At 43.0% G+C, this 19,875-nt stretch carries 25 protein-coding genes; 7 read left to right on the plus strand and 18 right to left on the minus strand.

The annotated features are described in order from the left end of the window. Positions 1-105: 105 nt before the first annotated feature. Together EKC99_RS10555 and EKC99_RS10560 are read right to left on the minus strand one after the other, a co-directional pair. Positions 106-612 carry a YwhD family protein gene (locus EKC99_RS10555; RefSeq protein ID WP_163151797.1) on the minus strand — a complete coding sequence of 169 codons (507 nt, stop codon included), beginning with the start codon at positions 610-612 and terminating at the stop codon, positions 106-108. Between the two features lie 17 nt (positions 613-629). Then, positions 630-1,298, minus strand: coding sequence for a site-2 protease family protein (locus tag EKC99_RS10560; protein ID WP_163151799.1), 669 nt, complete (start codon positions 1,296-1,298; stop codon positions 630-632). 131 nt (positions 1,299-1,429) lie between these two features. Here EKC99_RS10560 and EKC99_RS10565 point away from each other — a divergent pair, with 131 nt between their 5' ends. Next, positions 1,430-1,618: a 2-hydroxymuconate tautomerase gene (locus EKC99_RS10565; protein ID WP_003397075.1), complete on the plus strand. Its 189-nt coding sequence runs from the start codon at positions 1,430-1,432 to the stop codon at positions 1,616-1,618. A 10-nt stretch (positions 1,619-1,628) separates the two neighbouring features. On the opposite strand, the gene EKC99_RS10570 is transcribed toward EKC99_RS10565, so the two are convergent. The 3 genes from EKC99_RS10570 to EKC99_RS10580 all read right to left on the minus strand — a co-directional run bounded on the left by EKC99_RS10570 (position 1,629) and on the right by EKC99_RS10580 (position 3,810). After that, positions 1,629-2,141 (minus strand): YwgA family protein, encoded by a 513-nt coding sequence (locus EKC99_RS10570; protein ID WP_163151801.1) that lies wholly within the window; start codon positions 2,139-2,141, stop codon positions 1,629-1,631. Between the two features lie 12 nt (positions 2,142-2,153). Continuing rightward, complete coding sequence (locus EKC99_RS10575) at positions 2,154-3,476, minus strand: HD domain-containing protein (protein ID WP_163151803.1); 1,323 nt, start codon at positions 3,474-3,476, stop codon at positions 2,154-2,156. Between the two features lie 109 nt (positions 3,477-3,585). After that, positions 3,586-3,810, minus strand: coding sequence for a YuzB family protein (locus EKC99_RS10580; RefSeq protein ID WP_003397078.1), 225 nt, complete (start codon positions 3,808-3,810; stop codon positions 3,586-3,588). Positions 3,811-3,955: 145 nt separating this feature from the next. Between EKC99_RS10580 and EKC99_RS10585 the strand changes: the two genes are divergently transcribed. Continuing rightward, the gene (locus tag EKC99_RS10585) at positions 3,956-4,627 is read left to right on the plus strand and encodes an RsfA family transcriptional regulator (protein ID WP_009361003.1); all 672 of its coding nucleotides are present in this window, start codon (positions 3,956-3,958) and stop codon (positions 4,625-4,627) included. Positions 4,628-4,655: 28 nt separating this feature from the next. Here EKC99_RS10585 and lipL read toward each other — a convergent pair whose 3' ends face one another. Both lipL and pta read right to left on the minus strand, forming a co-directional pair. Next, positions 4,656-5,486, minus strand: a complete 831-nt coding sequence (lipL, locus tag EKC99_RS10590) for an octanoyl-[GcvH]:protein N-octanoyltransferase (protein ID WP_305793592.1) — start codon at positions 5,484-5,486, stop codon at positions 4,656-4,658. Further along, positions 5,483-6,466 carry a phosphate acetyltransferase gene (pta, locus tag EKC99_RS10595; protein WP_035064418.1) on the minus strand — a complete coding sequence of 328 codons (984 nt, stop codon included), beginning with the start codon at positions 6,464-6,466 and terminating at the stop codon, positions 5,483-5,485. The genes lipL and pta overlap by 4 nt, the downstream gene beginning before the upstream one ends. A 195-nt stretch (positions 6,467-6,661) precedes the next feature. Between pta and EKC99_RS10600 the strand changes: the two genes are divergently transcribed. From EKC99_RS10600 to gerQ, 4 genes are all read left to right on the plus strand, one after another. Continuing rightward, positions 6,662-7,225, plus strand: a complete 564-nt coding sequence (locus EKC99_RS10600; protein WP_035064415.1) for a YqaA family protein — start codon at positions 6,662-6,664, stop codon at positions 7,223-7,225. 67 nt (positions 7,226-7,292) lie between these two features. Next, complete coding sequence (gene hemQ / locus EKC99_RS10605) at positions 7,293-8,039, plus strand: hydrogen peroxide-dependent heme synthase (protein WP_009361007.1); 747 nt, start codon at positions 7,293-7,295, stop codon at positions 8,037-8,039. Between the two features lie 122 nt (positions 8,040-8,161). Next, entirely contained in the window at positions 8,162-8,584 is a 423-nt protein-coding gene (locus EKC99_RS10610) for a cell wall hydrolase (protein WP_035064412.1), read from the plus strand. Between the two features lie 15 nt (positions 8,585-8,599). Continuing rightward, a complete protein-coding gene (gene gerQ, locus EKC99_RS10615) occupies positions 8,600-9,043 on the plus strand; it encodes a spore coat protein GerQ (protein ID WP_009361009.1) in 444 nt (147 codons plus the stop codon). A 26-nt stretch (positions 9,044-9,069) separates the two neighbouring features. Here the strand turns inward: gerQ and EKC99_RS10620 are convergent, their stop codons facing one another. Both EKC99_RS10620 and EKC99_RS10625 read right to left on the minus strand, forming a co-directional pair. Further along, positions 9,070-9,432 (minus strand): DUF423 domain-containing protein, encoded by a 363-nt coding sequence (locus EKC99_RS10620; protein ID WP_009361010.1) that lies wholly within the window; start codon positions 9,430-9,432, stop codon positions 9,070-9,072. A gap of 11 nt (positions 9,433-9,443) precedes the next feature. Further along, positions 9,444-9,680 carry a YwdI family protein gene (locus EKC99_RS10625; protein WP_035064408.1) on the minus strand — a complete coding sequence of 79 codons (237 nt, stop codon included), beginning with the start codon at positions 9,678-9,680 and terminating at the stop codon, positions 9,444-9,446. Positions 9,681-9,778: 98 nt separating this feature from the next. On the opposite strand from EKC99_RS10625, the gene EKC99_RS10630 reads away from it, so the two are divergent. Next, positions 9,779-11,395 carry a glycoside hydrolase family 13 protein gene (locus tag EKC99_RS10630; RefSeq protein ID WP_035064406.1) on the plus strand — a complete coding sequence of 539 codons (1,617 nt, stop codon included), beginning with the start codon at positions 9,779-9,781 and terminating at the stop codon, positions 11,393-11,395. 18 nt (positions 11,396-11,413) lie between these two features. On the opposite strand, the gene EKC99_RS10635 is transcribed toward EKC99_RS10630, so the two are convergent. The 9 genes from EKC99_RS10635 to EKC99_RS10675 form a co-directional block, all read right to left on the minus strand. Beyond that, positions 11,414-12,409 (minus strand): potassium channel family protein, encoded by a 996-nt coding sequence (locus tag EKC99_RS10635; protein ID WP_035064403.1) that lies wholly within the window; start codon positions 12,407-12,409, stop codon positions 11,414-11,416. Continuing rightward, on the minus strand, positions 12,406-12,612 hold the full coding sequence (locus tag EKC99_RS10640; protein WP_019416453.1) for a hypothetical protein: 207 nt from the start codon (positions 12,610-12,612) through the stop codon (positions 12,406-12,408). The genes EKC99_RS10635 and EKC99_RS10640 overlap by 4 nt, the downstream gene beginning before the upstream one ends. Further along, positions 12,587-13,261: a uracil-DNA glycosylase gene (locus EKC99_RS10645; RefSeq protein WP_009361014.1), complete on the minus strand. Its 675-nt coding sequence runs from the start codon at positions 13,259-13,261 to the stop codon at positions 12,587-12,589. Before EKC99_RS10645 ends, EKC99_RS10640 begins: the two co-directional genes overlap by 26 nt. 58 nt (positions 13,262-13,319) lie before the next feature. Continuing rightward, a complete protein-coding gene (locus tag EKC99_RS10650) occupies positions 13,320-14,702 on the minus strand; it encodes a glycine--tRNA ligase (protein WP_009361015.1) in 1,383 nt (460 codons plus the stop codon). 352 nt (positions 14,703-15,054) lie between these two features. After that, positions 15,055-16,584, minus strand: coding sequence for an alkyl hydroperoxide reductase subunit F (gene ahpF, locus EKC99_RS10655; protein WP_163151809.1), 1,530 nt, complete (start codon positions 16,582-16,584; stop codon positions 15,055-15,057). Between the two features lie 14 nt (positions 16,585-16,598). Beyond that, a complete protein-coding gene (gene ahpC / locus EKC99_RS10660; protein WP_009361017.1) occupies positions 16,599-17,162 on the minus strand; it encodes an alkyl hydroperoxide reductase subunit C in 564 nt (187 codons plus the stop codon). 236 nt (positions 17,163-17,398) lie between these two features. Continuing rightward, positions 17,399-17,632 (minus strand): hypothetical protein, encoded by a 234-nt coding sequence (locus EKC99_RS10665; protein ID WP_019416456.1) that lies wholly within the window; start codon positions 17,630-17,632, stop codon positions 17,399-17,401. 10 nt (positions 17,633-17,642) lie between these two features. Beyond that, positions 17,643-18,458, minus strand: a complete 816-nt coding sequence (locus EKC99_RS10670; protein ID WP_019416457.1) for a glycosyltransferase family 2 protein — start codon at positions 18,456-18,458, stop codon at positions 17,643-17,645. Positions 18,459-18,520: 62 nt separating this feature from the next. Beyond that, the gene (locus EKC99_RS10675) at positions 18,521-19,717 is read right to left on the minus strand and encodes an MFS transporter (RefSeq protein ID WP_019416458.1); all 1,197 of its coding nucleotides are present in this window, start codon (positions 19,715-19,717) and stop codon (positions 18,521-18,523) included. Positions 19,718-19,875 lie beyond the last annotated feature (158 nt).

Consider the following 19,875-nt stretch of genomic DNA (forward strand, 5'->3'; position numbering starts at 1 on the left):
TATGTGTCCTAGTTTTATCATGTGTTACATTTGTACCTCTAGTTTACTCCTTTTCCCACTCAACGACAAGTATAGACCTATTTTCGTTCACAAAACCGTCACATTTTATCCATGATTTTGAAGTTGTCGTTTTAACTCCTCGCTCGAACGATCCCACATGTCGCGGTTATGCTGCTGTAAAAATGAAGCTAATACTTCTTTTGACCGCTCATCCATATGGTCAACAATAATATGGCGCTTTAACGATTTGTCCATGCGATTGACGTGCTCAGGGAGCGATTTATACCCGCGGCGCGCTTCGCGATCAACCGTCATTTCGCATGCTGTCACCCCCGCATAATACGCCCCTTCTTCCGCCTGATCGACCGTCACCCATACGAGCCAATATGGCTTGCCGTTTGGCACTTCATCGCGGTTTGGCGTAAATTTAATTCCCTTTTCGACGACGCTGCGCGCATGCATCGCTCCCATATCAATGAACGCCTCGCCAGCCTCGACATCGATAATGACCGGCGAAACGTTTGCGAGACTGAGTACCCCTGTGCCGAACGTTCCGTGCACTTTCGGCTCTTTTTTAATAATATGAAACATCGGCTTTTTTTTCTCTTCCACGATCGTTCATCCTTTCATCATAAAATCAGCGTTGAAAATATACTTTGTAGCCATTGAGCAACAGCTGGAATGGCGACATGAAAAATCGGCTGAATCGTATATCGATCTAACGGCGTAAAAATAAGAATTAAAAAGATGAGCGCCCCGTAATTTTCAAATTGCGTCATTTTCGCGCGCACATGCATCGGCGCCAAGTCTTCGACGATGCGATATCCATCAAGCGGTGGAAACGGCAATAAGTTAAAAACGAACAATAAAATATTCAGTCCGATATAAATTTCAAAAAACTGATACAATCCGTCACGAAACCATATCGGAATAAAATCAAATACACCGATGCGAATCATCGCATACCATAAAGCAAAGCCGATAGCCGCAAGCAACAAATTGCTGAGCGGACCGGCGACAGAAACGAGAATGCCCGCTAGACGCGGATGACGAAAATAACCACGATTCACGGGTACCGGACGCGCCCAACCAAATCCGGCAATGAAAATAAGCAACGTTCCTAATATGTCTAAATGAGCGAGCGGCGACAACGTTAGTCTTCCTTGTTGTTTCGCCGTTGGATCACCAAATTTATACGCCACGTATGCGTGCGCAAACTCATGGACAGAAAATGCAATCGCAAGCGCCAACACGACATACGGTATTTCTCGAATTGGATATGCTAAAAATTGGTCCACGTTCCTTCTCCTTTTCAAACTTTTTTCATTTTTTCATTATTATACACGAAAAACAGGCGGAAGCACTACTGATAACGGGCGATGCGTGATATAATAACGATTGTCGAATAAAGGAGAAAGGGGCGATCACGATGCCATATGTAACAGTAAAAATGCTTGAAGGTCGCACAGAAGAACAAAAACGAGCGCTCGTCGAAAAAGTAACCGAAGCTGTTGCGGAAACGACAGGTGCACCGAAAGAAAAAATCGTCGTTTTTATTGAAGAAATGTCTAAAAATCATTATGCCATTGGCGGAAAGCGATTAAGCGATGAAAGCTGACAGGGGGCTGTCAGCTTTTTATGTACGCTTGTGTGCGTAACTGTTCGATGTAGCGATACGCTTCTTCCATTTCTTCTTCCGTGTATCGTTGTTTGCTTTTTAATGTACATACTTTTTCTTTCACTTCATCTTTACTTAAATCTTCAAAATAAAGAATAGTAGAAACAAGCTCTAAAAATCTCGCGCTTTGTTCATTTAAACTGCGCAAACAAACATCTAAATCAGGCATGTCCAAATTGTAATGCGTTAAAAATTGCTTGCCCGCTTCCGTCAACGCATAACGATATTGATAATATCCACCTTTTTTCTCTCTCATTTCTTGCACAAACCCGACGTTACATAACTCTTCCATACGCAATGTCAATTCTTCCGAATACGGACCGTAAAAATGAAAATCAAATTTTTCGTAAAAAGGAAAGTTCATTTTTTTCGCAATGTAAATCATTTTTTGCAGCTTTTTTCGTCCAACAATCTCCCCGACTGCCGCTAACGCTTTCAACATTTTCGCATGTTCGAAAAGCAACGTCCCCATCTCCTATTCATATAAAAGTTGTTTTATTTTTTTCTTCACGTTTCGTTTTGTCGATAAGTTATCAAGAAAATCTTGTGGAAAATATAATTTATGATCGGTGCGACGTTTTCCTGAAATCGCATCAACGATCGTCGATTCCCGCGACAATTCGCGCAACTCCCCGCTTGGCATTAACAAATAAATGGGAAGCCTTTCCTCTTCTTCCCCCGGACGATAAAAGTCGTACGGAAGATCGGATGAGGAGTCCACGACTAAATAATAATCCGGGTCAATGCCCGCTTTTTTAAACAACGTCGTCAGTTCCATCAACTTTTTCATTTCTTCATTTGTCGGTTGGAATTCGACGTATTTAAATAAATTGCGATTCATAAAACGACGGCATAAATCGCTTAAAATCGCATCTCGTTCCTCTTGCCATTGTTGAAAATAATATAATGTAACCGCCTCATCTAATTTTAAGTAGTCTTCTAGTTGCACGTGTCCATGAAAAAGAGATTGGAAATGAACAGGAGGTGTTTGAAATGTATAGCCTGTCAAATACAAATGTTTCGCACGATGCAAAATTTTCGTCAAAATGACTTCTGCACTGCGCGTCACGGGATGGAAATACACTTGCCAATACATTTGGTATCGGCTCATAATGTAATCTTCTACTGCGTGCATGCCGCTTCGTTTAATGACGACTTGCTCCTCTCGTGGACGCATCACACGCAAAATGCGTTCCATATCAAAATGCCCGTAACTGACGCCTGTATAATATGCATCGCGCAATAAATAGTCCATGCGATCCGCGTCGATTTGACTTGAAATGAGACTAACGACGAGCTTATTTTCATACGTCTTCGCAATGACTTCCGCAACTTTTTTCGGAAAGTCTAACGATACACGACGAAGCACGGCGTTTACTTCTGTATCGCCTAAAATGATCGCGCGTGTAAATTGTTCATGGTCAAGATGAAACACTTTTTCAAACGAATGCGAAAACGGCCCATGTCCTAAATCGTGCAAAAGCGCGGCACATAAACAAAGCAGCCGCTCGTTTTCATCCCAATCCGCACGACCAGCGAACACATCGTCAACGATGCGACGCACGATTTCATATACACCAAGCGAATGGTTAAAACGACTATGTTCGGCACCGTGAAACGTCAAATACGTCGTACCGAGCTGTTTAATGCGACGCAACCGTTGAAATTCTTTTGTACCAATTAAATCCCAAATGACTTTATCACGCACATGCACATACCGGTGCACCGGATCTTTGAACACTTTCTCTTCGCTCAATTTTTCGTTGGGATACAATCGTTCTCCCTCTCTTCCGTTCATAACATAGCTTTATTATAGAGCGTTCTATGAAAAAAACAAAGACTTCCTTCAATCAAACAAAAAAGGCATTCCTCTCGCATAGAATGCCCCTTGGTCGGTAACCGCCACCTTATTTTTTCAACTTCGCAGCAATTTTTTCGATTAACTCGTCTTCCGTCATCGCCGATACAGGTCGATTGTTGACGAACGCAAATACTTTTTTTCGACCTGGACCGCAATACGACTGACAGCCAATTTCGATTGTTGCGTTCGGATCTAATTTTTTTAACCTTGGCAACAACGTTTTTAAATTCGTCGCTTGACAGTCGTCACAGACGCGAAATTCATTTTGCATACCGTCCTCACTCCTTTTCGCTAACGAGTATTCTAACGCGTATGCGCGAACAATGCAAGCTACATCTATTTCCTTTGAAAAATAGTATATATTTCTCGTTTTTTGGTGATTATGAAAGTAAAAGAATGCGAAAGGGGTTTTTTTCATGACAAAAAAACGACAAGATGCTTGGACTGAAGAAGAAGATTTATTGCTAGCTGAAACGGTGTTGCGCCATGTGCGCGAAGGGAGCACGCAATTAAATGCGTTTGAAGAAGTGGGCGATAAGTTGAATCGTACGTCAGCGGCATGCGGGTTTCGCTGGAATGCGGTCGTCCGCCAACAATATGAAGAATCGTTACAAATGGCGAAAAAGTTTCGAAAACAACGGCAGCGAGCACTTGGAAATAAACACGCATTGCGAAAACGGCCGCTTTATACACCACCTGTTCCTTCGCTTGAAGAGTTAGGAATGGAACCGTTAGAAGTGCAAGCAAATGAATATGAACATGTCGAAACAAATCATTTAACGCTTGACCATGTTATTGCTTTTTTACACTCTTTAAAACAATCGTATATCGGACAAGAAACAGCGCTCGTAGAAAATAAACAGCTTAAGATTGAGCTCGAACAACTACAACAACAATATAAACAACTAGAACAACAATTTACAAAACTTCAAAAAGAAAATGAAGAATTACGCGAAGATTACGGAACGATGGCACGCATCATTAACCGTGCAAGACAAATGGAAATTTCAGAGGATGAATTTAAACCACCTATTTTCAAAATGGATCGTAACGGAAACTTGGAAAAAATCGAAAAGATTGCCGAGTGAAAAAGCTGTCGCATCGGACAGCTTTTTTTTATTTCGGCAACATCGTCTCGTTTCGGTCAATCATACGTTGAAAATACACGTTATATCGCTCCCATTCTTCCGTGGTGAGCGATGATGGCTCGAGCCTACTACTGCCAAGCGCTTGGAGCGCTTCGTATAGACGAATGACGAGCGCAGAAACCGTCATTTCTTTGCCGAGTAATTCACTAAGCGACGCCATCGTATGTGGAACGACCGTCGGATACGTAAACTTCGTTTGTTCTCCCGCAAGCGCACGCTCATAAAACTGACGAATAAACTCCGCTCGTGCCGCGCCGCTTCCGTTTGCGCATATATACACTTGCACAGCGACACCGCCTCGAATGCGGCGCTGTGAAATGCCCGCAAACTTTTTTCCATCAATGCTTAAATCAAAACTTCCTGGACAATACGAGCCAATAACTTCCCCCGCTTGCACGCGCGCTTCTGGCAACATGCGCGCAATGAGCGCGGCCATTGCCTCATACCCACGATCAATGTCAATTCCTTTTTTTGTATCAGGAAAAATAAGTGAAACGTTTAAAACCCCTTCATCTAATACGACCGCCAACCCACCAGAGTTGCGAACGATCGTACGCCAACCGTGCTCATGTAAGTAGGCGAGTCCTTTTTCAATGTACGGCAATTTCGTATCTTGAATGCCAAGCACAACGGTCTGATGATGCACCCATAAGCGAACGATCGGATGCGATTGACCGTTTCCAACCGATTCGCAAAGCGCATCATCAAACGCAAATGACTGCTTCGCATCAAACGATGGCCCGAGGGTTGTATGGTCAATCATTCGCCACGTTTGTTGTCGCAACAATTCGCTCATTATTCCATCGCCGCAAGCGCCTGCGCTGCTGTGATGAGTGATAGCTTGTACACATCTTCGGCGTTACATCCGCGCGATAAATCGTTCACCGGTTGATTTAATCCTTGTAAAATTGGACCGACCGCTTCAAAGTTGCCGAGACGTTGGGCAATTTTATATCCGATATTTCCCGCTTCTAAGCTTGGGAAAATAAAGACGTTCGCATCGCCTTGGATAACAGAGTCTGGCGCTTTCTTTTTCGCTACAGACGGAACGAATGCGGCATCAAATTGAAACTCGCCATCGAGCGTTAACTCTGGTGCCATTTCTTTTGCGATGCGCACCGCTTCAATCACTTTTTCTGTTTCTGGCGATTTTGCCGATCCTTTCGTAGAGAAGCTAAGCATCGCTACACGTGGCTCAATATCAAACATTTTCGCTGTTTGTGCGCTCTCAATAGCGATTTCCGCTAAATCTTGGCTATCTGGAGCGATGTTAATGGCGCAATCGGCAAATACATATTTCTCATCGCCGCGCACCATAATGAACACGCCAGACGTTTTGCGAATACCTGGCTTTGTTTTAATAATTTGTAACGCAGGACGAACTGTATCCGCTGTCGAATGCGCGGCACCGCTCACAAGCCCGTGCGCTTTCCCCATATACACAAGCATCGTACCGAAGTAGTTTTCATCAAGTAAAATGTTGCGCGCATCTTCTTCCGTCACTTTTCCTTTGCGACGTTCAATAAACGCAGCAACCATCTCATCCATTCCTTCGTACGTACGCGGATCGATGATTTCTACTTTCTCAAGCGTCAAACCAAGTTCTTTTGCTTTTTGAACGACAGCTTCTTGCTCGCCGATAACAATCGGATGCAATACATTTTCTGCCGCTAGACGTCCGACAGCTGTCAAAATACGTTCATCTAGTCCTTCCGGAAACACGATCGTTACATTTTTTCCTGCCACCTTTTGCTTTAAGGCTGCAAATAAATCACTCACGAAATGTTCCTCCTTAGTTTAAAAAAATTCGTCTATCTATTAGAATACTCTTATTGAGACGAAAAGCAATGAATTACACCACAAACGAAAATAGTCTTTTTTTTATAACAATTCTGTTTTTTATCTTGAGTGATATATAGCCTAAAAAGTGATATATTTGTTAAGGAACATGTACAAATAAAGGAGCGTTATCATATGTCACAATGGATTCATCATCTTGAACAATGGTTGCTTGAATTTGGCGTCATCGGTCTCGTTATCGTTTCGTTTACAGAATCTTCATTTTTTCCGATTCCGCCTGATGTGTTATTAATTCCGTTAAGCATTGCCCAACCAGAGAAAGCGTTATGGTTTTCCTTTTTAACAACAGTCGCTTCTGTATTCGGTGCGCTGCTCGGGTGGTACATTGGGAAAAAATTCGGCAGACCGATTTTGCGTTATTTTATCTCTGATGAAAAAATGGATAAGGTAGAACAATATTTTCAACAATACGGGGCAATGGCGATCGTTATCGCTGGGTTTACCCCTATTCCGTATAAAGTGTTTACTATTTTCTCGGGCATTTCTAACGTCAACATTCGCACGCTGCTTTTTTGGTCGTTCATCGGTCGTGGGGCGCGCTTTTTCGCAGAAGGGCTTATTATTTTCACCTTAGGCGCTCAAGCGAAAACATTTATTGAACAACATTTTACAACGATCACGATCGTTGGCGGCATTGTCATGATCATTGCTTTTCTTATTTATAAACGGTTCAAATAGTGCGTTTGGCATAAACGAAACACATATGATACAATTTCGGTAGTACATAACAAAAGGAGTGTTGGACATGAGCGAAGCAGCACAAACGTTAGACGGTTGGTATTGTCTGCATGATTTCCGCACGGTTGATTGGGCGGCTTGGAAAACGCTCACAAATGAAGAGCGACAAGAAGCAATACAAGAGTTTTTCACATTAGTGGAAAAATGGGAAAAAACAGAAGCTGCAAATGAAGGCAGCCATGCGATTTACACAATTATGGGGCAAAAAGCAGATTTGATGTTCATGCTTTTACGTCCAACGATGGAAGAGCTTCATGAAATTGAAACAGCAATTAATAAAACAAAGCTCGCTGAATATCTCGTACCTGCTTATTCATACGTCTCTGTGGTTGAATTAAGCAATTACTTGCCGGCAGAGGCAGGCGACCCATACGAAAATCCAGAAGTGCGTCGCCGTTTATATCCGATCTTACCAAAAACGAACCACGTTTGCTTTTATCCGATGGACAAGCGCCGTCAAGGAAACGACAACTGGTACATGCTTCCGATGGAAGAGCGCCGCAATTTAATGCGCGCACACGGCATGACGGGAAGAAAATATGCTGGAAAAGTCGTACAAATCATTACCGGTTCGGTCGGCTTTGATGACTATGAATGGGGCGTGACGCTCTTTTCAAATGATGTGCTTCAATTTAAAAAGCTTGTGTACGAAATGCGTTTCGATGAAGTGAGCGCACGGTTTGGCGAATTCGGCTCTTTCTTCGTCGGCAACATTTTACCGAAAGAAAAAATGGAACAGTTTTTACATGTGTAGGCCTCCGGTTTGGAGGTCTTTTTTTATTATCTCTTTCATACATATAACAATGACGACTTTCCTCACATTTTCGTATGTCTCATCATAGGCTAATAGCGATTTTCATAAAGTGAGGTGAAGGGATGGCTGTTGTTGCGTATACAGAAGAAGATGTCAAATTGCTTGCCCGTCTTATGCGCGCAGAGGCGGAGGAAGACGGACAGCTCGGCATGTTAATGGTTGGGAATGTTGGAGTGAACCGCGTACGCGCAAACTGTTTAGACTTTGAAGGGCTTCGTACCATTCGCCAAATGGTATTTCAAAGCCCTGGGGGATTTGAAGCGGTACAAAAAGGGTATTTTTATCAACGGGCGCGTGAACAAGACATACGTCTCGCCCGTCGTGTCATCCGCGGGGAACGTTTTCATCCGGCAACGAATGCGCTTTGGTTTTTCCGACCAGATGGCAATTGCCCGCCACAATGGTTTAATCAATGGAATACGGGACGTTTTAAGTCACATTGTTTTTATGCACCGACGCGTTCTAATTGTCCACGCGTATATTAAGAAGGAGGGGTTTCAATGAGTGATGAACGTCAACAAATGCCGTATTATTCGTATCCGTACTACTATCCATACCAAATGCCAACATATCCGTTTGGCATGCCTACACCAACGTTTACACCACAAACAGGGGCGATGCAAACACCGACAACCGCCAGTCAGCCGCTTCCCGGCATGCTTCCAATCGAAGAATCGTACATTGAAAACATTTTGCGCTTAAACAAAGGCAAAATTGCGACTGTTTATATGACGTTTGAAAACAATCGTGAATGGAATGCGAAAATTTTCCGCGGTGTCATTGAAGCAGCAGGTCGCGACCATCTCATTTTAAGCGATCCACAAACAGGAATGCGTTATTTATTACCAATGATTTATCTCGACTATGTCACATTTGATGAAGAAATTAATTATGAATATCCATTTGCATCTGGTGTCGGATTAAGCACATATGCTCCACGTTAAAAACGAGGCGTCCACAGCGCCTCGTTTTACATTTGTTTGATCGCGATATATGCTAAAAATAGCCATGCAACAATGAACGACACGCCCCCAAACGGCGTAATCGCCCCAAGTATTTTTATTTGTGTTAAGCTTAGTACGTATAAACTACCTGAAAATAAAACGATTCCCGCAAGCATAAACCAACCAGCAGGCGTCACGTGCGGCCATTTTGTCGCCAGCAACGCAACGAGAAACAAACCGATCGTATGGAACATTTGATATTGAACGGCTTTTTGCCACGTGTCGATATATCGCTCTGGAATTCTTCCTTCCAACACGTGTGCTCCGAACGCTCCTAGCGCCACACATAGCGCTGCACTCATTGAAGCGATGATTGTAAATAGTTTCATGTTTTCCCCTCCTAAAAATCAAGTAATGATCGTCCGTTCGCATCGGCACCGATATCTAATCGTTCGGTTGTTGTCGGTTGCGGCAAAGTCACTTCTTGTGTGCTTGGTGATGGTTGTTGCAAAATAATGTCGCACAATGCGCGAACAGCATATATATGTTCACACACCGCTTGCGATGATGACGCATGTTTTGCTTTTGCGATTTCTTCTTCTATCTTTGCGAATACATTTGTCACCGATATGTCCAAAACGTTTTCACTCCCTACTTCTTTTTCCTTTACAACAATGGTATCTTATACATAGCAACTTTTCAAATTGAAAACGCTTAAAAAAGGAGTGACAACAAATGAAACGGACATGGTGGAAAGAAGCCGTCGTATATCAAGTGTATTGGCGCAGCTTTTTTGACTCAAATGGTGATGGGTATGGCGATTTAGAAGGGCTTATTCAAAAACTCGATTACATTCGCGACTTAGGGGTGGATGTCATTTGGCTGAATCCGTGCTATGAGTCGCCTGATAAAGATAACGGATACGACATTTCTGATTACTATCGCATCATGGATAAAGCAGGGGATATGGAGACGTTTGACCGCTTGCTGAACGAGGTGCATAAACGTGGAATGAAATTAATTATGGACCTTGTCGTGAACCATACATCTGATCAACATCCTTGGTTTATTGAATCTCGTTCGTCAAAAGACAATCCGAAACGCGATTGGTACATATGGCGCGACAAACCGAATAACTGGCGCTCGTACTTTACTCCATCCGCATGGGAATATGATGAAAAAACAGGACAGTATTATTTCCATTCGTTTGCGGTAGAACAGCCAGATTTGAACTGGGAAAACGAAGAAGTTCGTGAAGAAATTTATAAAATGATGCGTTTTTGGTTAGATAAAGGGATCGATGGGTTCCGTTTAGATGCGATTGCCTTACTAGCCAAACCTGAAGGATTCCCAGATGCCGAAAACCCGTATGACATTCGTTATTTAACAAACAATCCAGGCGTGCATGATTATTTACAAGAAATGCACGAAAAAGTATTAAAACATTATGATATTTTCACCGTCGGAGAAGTCGCTTTCGTATCGCCAGAGGAAGGATTAAAATATGTCGGAGAAGACCGAAACGAACTACATACTTTGTTCCACTTTGAAGTGTGCGACGAAATGCCGACATGGGATCCGATTCGTTTTAAACAAATTCAAAAACGTTGGTACGAAGGATTGTGGGGCAAAGGGTGGAACTCGCAGTTTTTAAACAATCACGACCATACGCGACAAGTGACGCGCTACGGAAACGATAAACAGTTCCGCGTCGAATCAGCAAAATTGCTCGCTACGCTCGTGCATACGTTGCCGGGAACCCCATATATTTATCAAGGTGAAGAAATTGGCATGACTGGCGTCAAGTTCGACACGATCGAAGACTATAACGACATTGCGATGAAAAATAAATATGCAGAAGAAGTCGCAAAAGGTCGCGATCCGAAAGAAGTGCTTGAAAGCTTGCAGCTACTGAGCCGAGATAACTCGCGTACACCAATGCAGTGGGATGATAGCGAACATGCTGGATTTACAACAGGAACACCTTGGCTAAAAGTGAATCCGAACTATAAAGAAATCAATGTAAAACAAGCATTAGCGGATCCGAACTCTGTATATTATTACTATAAAAAGCTCATTCAATTGCGCAAGCAACATGCCGTTATGGTGTACGGAACGTTCCGCGATTTTTCGGAAAATGATCCGTACATTTACGCTTACACGCGCGAGCTCGATGGCGTTCGTTGGCTCATCGTCTTAAACCATTGCGACAACGACAACGTATATGAGTTGCCAGAAGAGCTTGCTTCGGCTCACCGCCATCTTTTGCTCGGCAATTATACAGATGTAAAAGAAGAAGGCACAACGCTTTATATGCGTCCGCACGAAGCAAGAATTTATGCATTACAATAAGCAGCCCGATTTGGCTGCTTATTTTTTATTTACCGCCTGTTCAAACGCCTCTAGCGCTCGTTTTTCACCGAATACGATCAGGACATCTCCAACGAAAAACCGCTCGTCTGGCGTTGGGTTACCAATCATGTTGTTTTGACGCTGAATCGCAATAATCGTCACATGAAAGCGCGTGCGCACCGCTTGATCGCGGACAGATGTCCCAACAAATGAAGAATGCGGCTCAATTGTCACTTCTTCAATCGCGTATTGCTCTGCATGGCCGTGAAAAATCGTATCGACATAATCGACACTGACAGGTTTTAACATTGTCATCGCCATACGGCGACCGCTCAAAAACGATGGGTTAATGACTTTATCAGCACCTGCACGCCGCAACTTTTCTTCCGATTCCGGTCGCTCGGCGCGCGCGACAATTTGAATGTCGCGATTTAGCCCTTTTGCTGTGAGGGAAATAAAGACGTTATCGGCATCTGAAGGCAATGCGGCGACCAACCCTGCCGCTCGTTCAATACCTGCTGCAATCAGCACGTCATCTTCTGTCGCATCCCCTTCGACATACGGAATCGGATCATTCATTTCTTCTAACCGATCCGTATTCCGCTCGATGACAACGACAGCTGTCCCGTTTTTGACAAGTTCACGTACGACTTGTTCCCCGACACGACCGAACCCGCATACGATAATATGGTTTGTCATCGCTTCTATTTTCTTTTTCATTTTTCGCCTCCGAACCGTTTTTGAAAATTCCCCTTCCATCATCATCGACACGACTGCCCCTGTCGCATATGTCACAATGCCAATACCAATCGGAATAATGATAAGGGCAAACAGTTTGCCATAAAACGTTTGTGGCACTGTATCGCCATAACCAACCGTTAAAATGGTGACAACTGTCAACCAAAGTGCATCAAAAAACGTTAATTGTTCTGAAAACATAAATCCGATCGTTCCTGCGATAATGGCGACAATCATCGCGATGACGGAAACGACGATCGAGCGCGATGAACTCATCCGTTTCTCCCCTTATGTTCTTTCTGTACAAACTTCATGCAAGGCGCACCAGACGATTGCTTGACGACAATAGACGGCAACATCGCGCTTTTAAAACCGAATGCGCGACAACCGCGCGGCATTTGCGCATCCCACGTGACATAAAAATGTTTGCATGCATAACAATTTACTCGCTCATTATATGTTTTCGATTTGCCAGTCAATTGGCTCTCTCCCTGTCTGTTGTAAAAAAGTATTCGTTTTTGAAAAAGGGCGACTACCGAAAAAGCCTCGCGCTGCGGAAAATGGGCTTGGATGTGGCGCTTCAATTATGTAATGATGTTCATTCGTGATCAAGGCTTTTTTCGCTTGCGCATGACGTCCCCATAAAATGAAGACAACGGGTTCACGTTTTTCATTCACAAGTTCAATGACGCGATCTGTAAAATACTCCCAACCTTTTCCTTTATGCGAATTCGCTTCTCCACGTCGTACCGTCAATACGGTATTTAAAAGCAATACCCCTTGCTTTGCCCATTTTAATAAGTAGCCGTTGTTTGGAATATAGCACCCGATGTCATCTTGCAACTCTTTAAAAATGTTTAACAACGATGGAGGCAAAGCGACGCCCGGTTTGACGGAAAAACTTAATCCGTGCGCTTGATTCGGCCCATGGTATGGGTCTTGTCCTAAAATGACGACTTTTACATTCGCATACGGGGTGTAATGAAGGGCGTTGAAAATGTCGTGCATATCCGGATAAATCGTTTTCGTTCGATATTCTTCTTTTAAAAACTGACGCAATTTCACATAATACGGTTTTTGAAACTCCTCTTCTAATAAAGGAGCCCAATCGTTTTTCAATATGCTCATCATCGCACTCCTTTCTAATACAAAGGCTACCCTACTTTATAGGATAGCCTGTTTTTGCTTAAAACTGAATTTTTTCTTCTAAGAAGCTTTTTAATTCCGCAATTGGAATGCGTGTTTGTTCCATCGTATCGCGGTCGCGCACGGTCACCATGCCGTCCTGTTCTGAATCAAAATCATACGTAATACAGAACGGTGTTCCAATCTCATCTTGACGACGATATCGTTTTCCGATGGATCCAGACTCATCGTAATCGACCATAAAATGTTGTGAAAGTTGTTCAAAGATCGCACGCGCACCTTCTGATAACTTTTTCGATAATGGCAATACAGCCGCTTTATATGGCGCTAACGCTGGGTGAAGATGCATCACTGTGCGCGTCGTACCGTCTGCCAGTTGCTCTTCTTCATACGCGTCAATCATAAAGGCGAGCGTGACGCGATCTGCACCAAGTGAAGGCTCAATGCAATATGGAATAAAACGTTCGTTCGTTTCTTGATCAAGGTAGTGGAAGTCTTCTCCTGAATATTCCATATGGCGACGCAAATCGTAATCGGTACGCGATGCAATGCCCCATAGCTCGCCCCAACCAAACGGGAATTTATATTCAATATCTGTTGTGGCGTTGCTGTAGTGGGACAATTCATCTTCGGAATGATCGCGTAAACGAATGTTTTCACGCTTCATACCAAGCGATAAAAGCCATTGTTCACAATATTGTTTCCAATAATCAAACCACTGTAATTCTTCGCCCGGCTTACAGAAAAATTCAAGCTCCATTTGTTCAAATTCACGTGTGCGGAACGTAAAGTTTCCTGGTGTAATTTCGTTTCGGAAGCTTTTTCCGATTTGCGCAATACCGAACGGCAATTTTTTGCGCATCGTTCGTTGTACGTTTTTAAAGTTTACAAAAATGCCTTGTGCCGTTTCAGGACGAAGGTAAATTTCGTTTGCGCTCGACTCGGTCACGCCTTGGAACGTTTTAAACATTAAGTTAAATTGACGAATGTTTGTGAAGTCGCGACTGCCGCAATCTGGACAAGCAATGTCGTGCTCTTGAATGAGCTGCTCCATTTTTTCAAAAGGAAGCCCATCGACAACCATTTCAATCCCTTTCGCTTCAAGCGCGCTTTCAATTAACTTATCCGCCCGATGACGTGCTTTACATTGTTTACAGTCAATCATCGGATCGTTGAAGTTTCCTAAATGACCAGATGCTTCCCACGTGCGTGGGTTCATTAAAATAGCCGCATCTAAACCGACGTTGTATGGTGATTGTTGAACGAACTTTTTCCACCATGCTCGCTTAATGTTGTTTTTTAATTCCGTCCCTAACGGACCGTAATCCCACGTATTTGCTAATCCGCCGTAAATTTCTGAACCGGGAAAAACAAAGCCGCGATGTTTCGCGTGTGCTACAATTTGCTCCATCGTTACTGACATCGTTCATCCTCCTTATAATAAAATGTAAACAAAAAACGCTCTCATCCTTAGGCCTTTCGCCTAGGGACGAGAGCGTAACTCCCGCGGTTCCACCCTAGTTGATGCATAACGCATCCACTTTTGCGTGAAGCAACTCCAGACTGCCGTTTCGCTAAGCGTCTTTACTAGGCTTCCACCACCCCTAGCTCGCTATAAAAGAACTACCTTAGCTACTATCCATCTTTCATCGTTGCACCTGTATTTCATTTGGCTAATATTGTATCAAACCGCAATAGGAGAGTCAAGGGGAGAAGCAAAACCCGCTTTACATAAGCAGTAAAGCGGGTCAAAGTGAGTTAAGGGATTGATCATATTAATTTCGAATTAAGTAGTCAAACGCTCCTAAAGAAGCTGTTGCGCCTGAACCCATGGAAATGATAATCTGTTTATATGCGCTATCTGTACAATCGCCAGCAGCGAAGACGCCAGGGACGTTTGTCGCTCCGCGCTTATCAACGATAATTTCGCCGAAGCGATTGCGCTCTACCGTTCCTTCTAACCATTCGGTATTCGGTACAAGTCCGATTTGCACGAATACACCTTGAAGTTCAATATGGTGCTCTTCGCCTGTTGCGCGATCAATATATGTGATACCATTCACTTTATCTGTGCCTGTAATTTCTTTCGTTTGCGCGTTTTTGATTACTGTGACATTCGGTAAGCTATATAAACGATCTTGCAATACCGCATCTGCTTTTAATTCTGGCGCAAATTCAAGCACCGTCACATGCTTAGCAATTCCGGCCAAATCAATTGCCGCCTCAACGCCAGAGTTTCCACCGCCGATGACTGCGACATGTTTTCCTTCAAATAACGGACCGTCGCAATGTGGGCAGTAAGCGACGCCTTTATTTTTAAACTCTGCTTCGCCTGGGACGCCGAGATTGCGCCAACGTGCGCCTGTCGCGATAATGACTGCTTTGCTTTTTAAAATCGCACCATTCTCAAGCTCTACTTCAATAAGGTCTTTCTTTTCTAGCCGTTTTGCACGCTGCAAGTTCATAATATCAACATTGTAATGTTTCACATGTTCCTCAAGGCTCGCAGCAAGCTTCGGACCTTCTGTATATTTGACGCTAATAAAGTTTTCAATGCCTAACGTATCTAAAATTTGACCGCCGAAGCGTTCAGCAACAATTCCTGTGCGAATGCCTTTACGCGCTGCATAAATAGCAGCTGTTGCACCCGCAGGTCCTCCACCGATGACGAGCACATCAAACGGATCTTTTTCCTCAAAAGTAGAAGCATCCGGCGTGCTTCCTAACTTCGCAAGAATTTCCTCAAGCGACATACGGCCGCTTGCGAACGGTTCACCGTTTAAAAAGACGGTTGGCACAGCCATGACATCTTTTTGCTCGACTTCTTCTTTAAATTCAGCCCCATCAATCATCGTATGTGAGACGTTCGGATTTAGTACGCTCATCACATTTAACGCTTGAACGACGTCTGGGCAGTTATGGCATGTTAAGCTGACGTATGTTTCAAAACGATACGTCCCTTTTAAATTTTTAATTTGTTCAATGACTGCTTGATCGACTTTCGGCGGTCTTCCGCTCACTTGAAGCAATGCAAGCACCAAAGAAGTAAATTCATGTCCTAAAGGCACGCCCGCAAATACAACGCCTGTTTCTTCCCCTATGCGATTGACGCTAAAACTAGGTGTTCTTTCTAGCGTTGTTTTCTCTACTTTAATTTTCGATGACATTGTCGCAAGCTCATCAACTAAAGCAAGCATATCGCGGGAAACTTCATCGTCTCCCGCGCTCACTTTTAACACAATGTCATTTTCCATCAATTGTAGATATTGGGCGAGCTGTGCTTTAATTTCAGCATCCAATATCATTGACATAAGCCTCCTTAAATTTTACCTACAAGGTCAAGGCTTGGCTTTAATGTTTTTCCACCTTCTTGCCATTTTGCTGGGCACACTTCGCCAGGATTGTTGCGCACGTATTGTGCTGCTTTAATTTTGTTTACGATTGTGCTTGCATCACGACCGATGCCATCAGCGTTAATTTCAACAGCTTGAATAACGCCATCTGGATCGATAATGAACGTACCGCGTTGTGCAAGGCCTGTCTCTTCATCAAGCACTTCGAACATGCGTGATAATTTTTGAGAAGGGTCACCGATCATCACATATTCGATTTTGCTGATCGCTGGTGAGTGGTCGTGCCATGCTTTATGTGTAAAATGTGTATCTGTTGAAACGGAGTATACTTCTACACCAAGCTCTTTTAATTTTGGATATTCGTTTTGTAAATCTTCTAATTCTGTTGGACAAACGAATGTAAAGTCAGCTGGATAGAAGCAAACGACGCTCCATTTTCCTTTGAAGTTTTCTTCTGTTACCTCGATGAAATCGCCGTTATGGAACGCCATCGCTTTAAATGGTTGTACTTGTTTTCCTACTAATGGCATTGTCAATCATCCTCCTGCATCATTTTTTTGCATGTTAGTAGTATGCTCCAGCCATACGAAAAATATGACTGAACGCAAAAATAAATTATAACAATTATAATTCGATATAAATTATCATATAGGAATGTTTATTTGTCAAGTAAAAACTATACAACTGTCTTAGTTTTTCGACACATTTTCTTTTTATTCCTTTTTCATAAATAAAAAAACAGAGCCTTCGCAAAGACTCTGCTTTCTCACATAGCAAAAGAAAAAACAAGTAAAACAGAAACATTACATAATAGCGCAGCGACAAATAGCCATGTTTGTTTTCCTTTTTTCTTCACCATATATTCTGCAAATACGGTCGTTCCAAAAGCGAAGCAAACAAACAATAAAAACGAGTTGATGCGCCCATAAAATACGTGACGAGTAAGAAGCGGTGAAAACAAAAGCAAAAGAAATAATTGCTGAATGCTCCACCAATACATTTTCCCCCTCCTAACAATGAATAAAGTGGGCGAGACGGGAACGAAACGGTTCACCATTCCATATGACTTCGCTCGTTGCTTGTCGCTTTTGTACCTCCGGCTCTGACAAAAGAAGCCAAAAGTTTTTTGTCGGTAAATGACCGAGCAGATGTTTCTCACTTAATCGATTTAAATACATTTGTCTCGTTTCATTCATTTGCTTCGATAAATGATCGCCTTCATTCGAAAATGCATAAAGGACGCTCGCTGTCGCTACACGTTTCACACGAAACTCGTTCGCCACACGTAAAAAGAAATCCCAATCCCAATAGTTATGAACGTACGGATCAAAATATCCAATTGTATCATGAATTGTGCGCCGATACATGCTCCCTGAAGGAACATACGTCGAAAATGTACGCATTGCTTGCAAATCGAATTCATATGCAAATAAAAAGCGATCGGTCGGTATGCGCACTCCATTTTCAATACGATAATGAAAAATTTCTACGTCCGAATATACAAAATCGGCATCATTCATATTAGCGATCATTCGCTCAACGTGGCATGGCAATAGTAAATCGTCATCATCACAAAGCATAATAAAATCTTCTGTGGCGGCACGTACACCGATATTACGCGCCTCGACATGACCGACATTTTCACGCAATTCAATGAGTTCAACAGAAAGCTCCGGATATGCATCGACAGCAGCTTGCACAGATGGACCACCATCATTAACAATAATGACTTGCGTTGGTTTATACGTTTGTTTGCTTAACGACTCTAACAATTCTGCTAATGGAAGTAATCGGTTATATGTCGCAACGACTACAGAAACACCCAAAAGAAAATCCCCTTTCAAAAAAAGAAGCTACAATGATACCATTATAGCTTCTTTTCGTATGATTATGCGAGTTCTTGTTGTTTCGTTTCTTTGCCAAGGAAAAGAACAGCAAGCGCACCGATGAAAATCGCGATACAAAAAATCGCAAAAATCATCGTGATGGATACTTTTTGTGCGACGAGATAGCCGACGAGAAGCGGCCCTAAAATGCCGCCAATGCGTCCGAATGAAGCAGCCATTCCTGCACCCGTCGCACGAATGATCGTTGGATATTGCTCTGGTGTATAGGCATAAAGCGCTCCCCATGCCCCAAGGTTGAAAAACGATAACAATGCTCCAAACGTCATTAATGCCGCAGCTGAGTCAGCATTTCCGAAGAAATAAGCACTTAATGCGGTACCAGTTAAATAAATGATCAGTACTGCTTTTCGACCAATGCGTTCAATTAACCATGCGACGCTAAAATAACCCGGCAGCTGCGCTAATGTCATGATGAGCACGTACTCAAAACTTTTAATTAAACTAAATCCTTTCATGACCATGACGCTCGGTAGCCATAAAAACATGCCGTAGTACGAAAAGACGACTGAAAACCATAAAATCCAAAGCATTGTCGTTTGTTTTGCGTACGGTTTTGCCCAAACGTCTGCGATATTTTGCCAAACGGAACGGCGCTCCGTTTTTGTCGCCATAAACTTTTTCGAATCTGGCAAATTGATGCGCAAATAAATGGCATATAGCGCTGGTACAGCTCCTAAAATAAGCGCCATTTGCCATCCATACGCTGGAATAACGAAAAATGAAATGAGCGCTGCTAGTAACCAACCACCTGCCCAAAAGCTTTCCAATAAAACGACAACTTTCCCGCGTTCATGTGCAGCAACGCTTTCCGATACGAGCGTTGACGCAACAGGCAGTTCGCCACCAAGTCCCATGCCGATAAAAAAACGTAAAATTAAAAAGACCGTTAACGTTGTCGCAAGTGCGGATAGTCCGCTACCGATCGAAAATAATAAAAGCGTAATGATGAAAACTTGTTTTCGCCCAATGCGGTCAGCTAACAATCCGAAAACGAGCGCACCGACTGCCATGCCGATCGAATTTATACTTCCGATCCAACCCATTTGTTCGGCCGTTAAATTCCATTCCTTTTGCAATGCAGCAATAATAAACGAAAGCATCCCTACATCCATCGCATCAAATAACCAACCAAGCCCGGCAATCCAAAGCAACTTGTTTCTTGATACGTCTTTACTCATGTCATCCCTCCGTTGTCAGCTGTCAAATTGTCTTCCTCATGATTATATTTCCTTTTTTGTTATGTATCAATCGAGTAGGAGGAGGTGATTAACCTCCGTCCTCTCACACCACCGTACGTACGGTTCCGTATACGGCGGTTCAATCAAGATAAGTGACG

The organism is Anoxybacillus sp. MB8 (genome assembly GCF_011006755.1).
Lineage (GTDB): Bacteria > Bacillota > Bacilli > Bacillales > Anoxybacillaceae > Anoxybacillus > Anoxybacillus gonensis.

What these genes read in the sequence shown, in the direction of transcription:
- EKC99_RS10565 (WP_003397075.1), top strand. Translation starts at nt 1,430, where the DNA reads ATGCCATATGTAACAGTAAAAATGCTTGAAGGTCGCACAGAAGAACAA.
- EKC99_RS10575 (WP_163151803.1), bottom strand. Translation starts at nt 3,476, where the DNA reads ATGAACGGAAGAGAGGGAGAACGATTGTATCCCAACGAAAAATTGAGC.
- EKC99_RS10580 (WP_003397078.1), bottom strand. Translation starts at nt 3,810, where the DNA reads ATGCAAAATGAATTTCGCGTCTGTGACGACTGTCAAGCGACGAATTTA.
- EKC99_RS10585 (WP_009361003.1), top strand. Translation starts at nt 3,956, where the DNA reads ATGACAAAAAAACGACAAGATGCTTGGACTGAAGAAGAAGATTTATTG.
- EKC99_RS10600 (WP_035064415.1), top strand. Translation starts at nt 6,662, where the DNA reads ATGTCACAATGGATTCATCATCTTGAACAATGGTTGCTTGAATTTGGC.
- hemQ (WP_009361007.1), top strand. Translation starts at nt 7,293, where the DNA reads ATGAGCGAAGCAGCACAAACGTTAGACGGTTGGTATTGTCTGCATGAT.
- EKC99_RS10610 (WP_035064412.1), top strand. Translation starts at nt 8,162, where the DNA reads ATGGCTGTTGTTGCGTATACAGAAGAAGATGTCAAATTGCTTGCCCGT.
- gerQ (WP_009361009.1), top strand. Translation starts at nt 8,600, where the DNA reads ATGAGTGATGAACGTCAACAAATGCCGTATTATTCGTATCCGTACTAC.
- EKC99_RS10620 (WP_009361010.1), bottom strand. Translation starts at nt 9,432, where the DNA reads ATGAAACTATTTACAATCATCGCTTCAATGAGTGCAGCGCTATGTGTG.
- EKC99_RS10630 (WP_035064406.1), top strand. Translation starts at nt 9,779, where the DNA reads ATGAAACGGACATGGTGGAAAGAAGCCGTCGTATATCAAGTGTATTGG.
- EKC99_RS10635 (WP_035064403.1), bottom strand. Translation starts at nt 12,409, where the DNA reads ATGAGTTCATCGCGCTCGATCGTCGTTTCCGTCATCGCGATGATTGTC.
- EKC99_RS10645 (WP_009361014.1), bottom strand. Translation starts at nt 13,261, where the DNA reads ATGAGCATATTGAAAAACGATTGGGCTCCTTTATTAGAAGAGGAGTTT.
- EKC99_RS10650 (WP_009361015.1), bottom strand. Translation starts at nt 14,702, where the DNA reads ATGTCAGTAACGATGGAGCAAATTGTAGCACACGCGAAACATCGCGGC.
- ahpF (WP_163151809.1), bottom strand. Translation starts at nt 16,584, where the DNA reads ATGATATTGGATGCTGAAATTAAAGCACAGCTCGCCCAATATCTACAA.
- ahpC (WP_009361017.1), bottom strand. Translation starts at nt 17,162, where the DNA reads ATGCCATTAGTAGGAAAACAAGTACAACCATTTAAAGCGATGGCGTTC.
- EKC99_RS10665 (WP_019416456.1), bottom strand. Translation starts at nt 17,632, where the DNA reads ATGTATTGGTGGAGCATTCAGCAATTATTTCTTTTGCTTTTGTTTTCA.
- EKC99_RS10675 (WP_019416458.1), bottom strand. Translation starts at nt 19,717, where the DNA reads ATGAGTAAAGACGTATCAAGAAACAAGTTGCTTTGGATTGCCGGGCTT.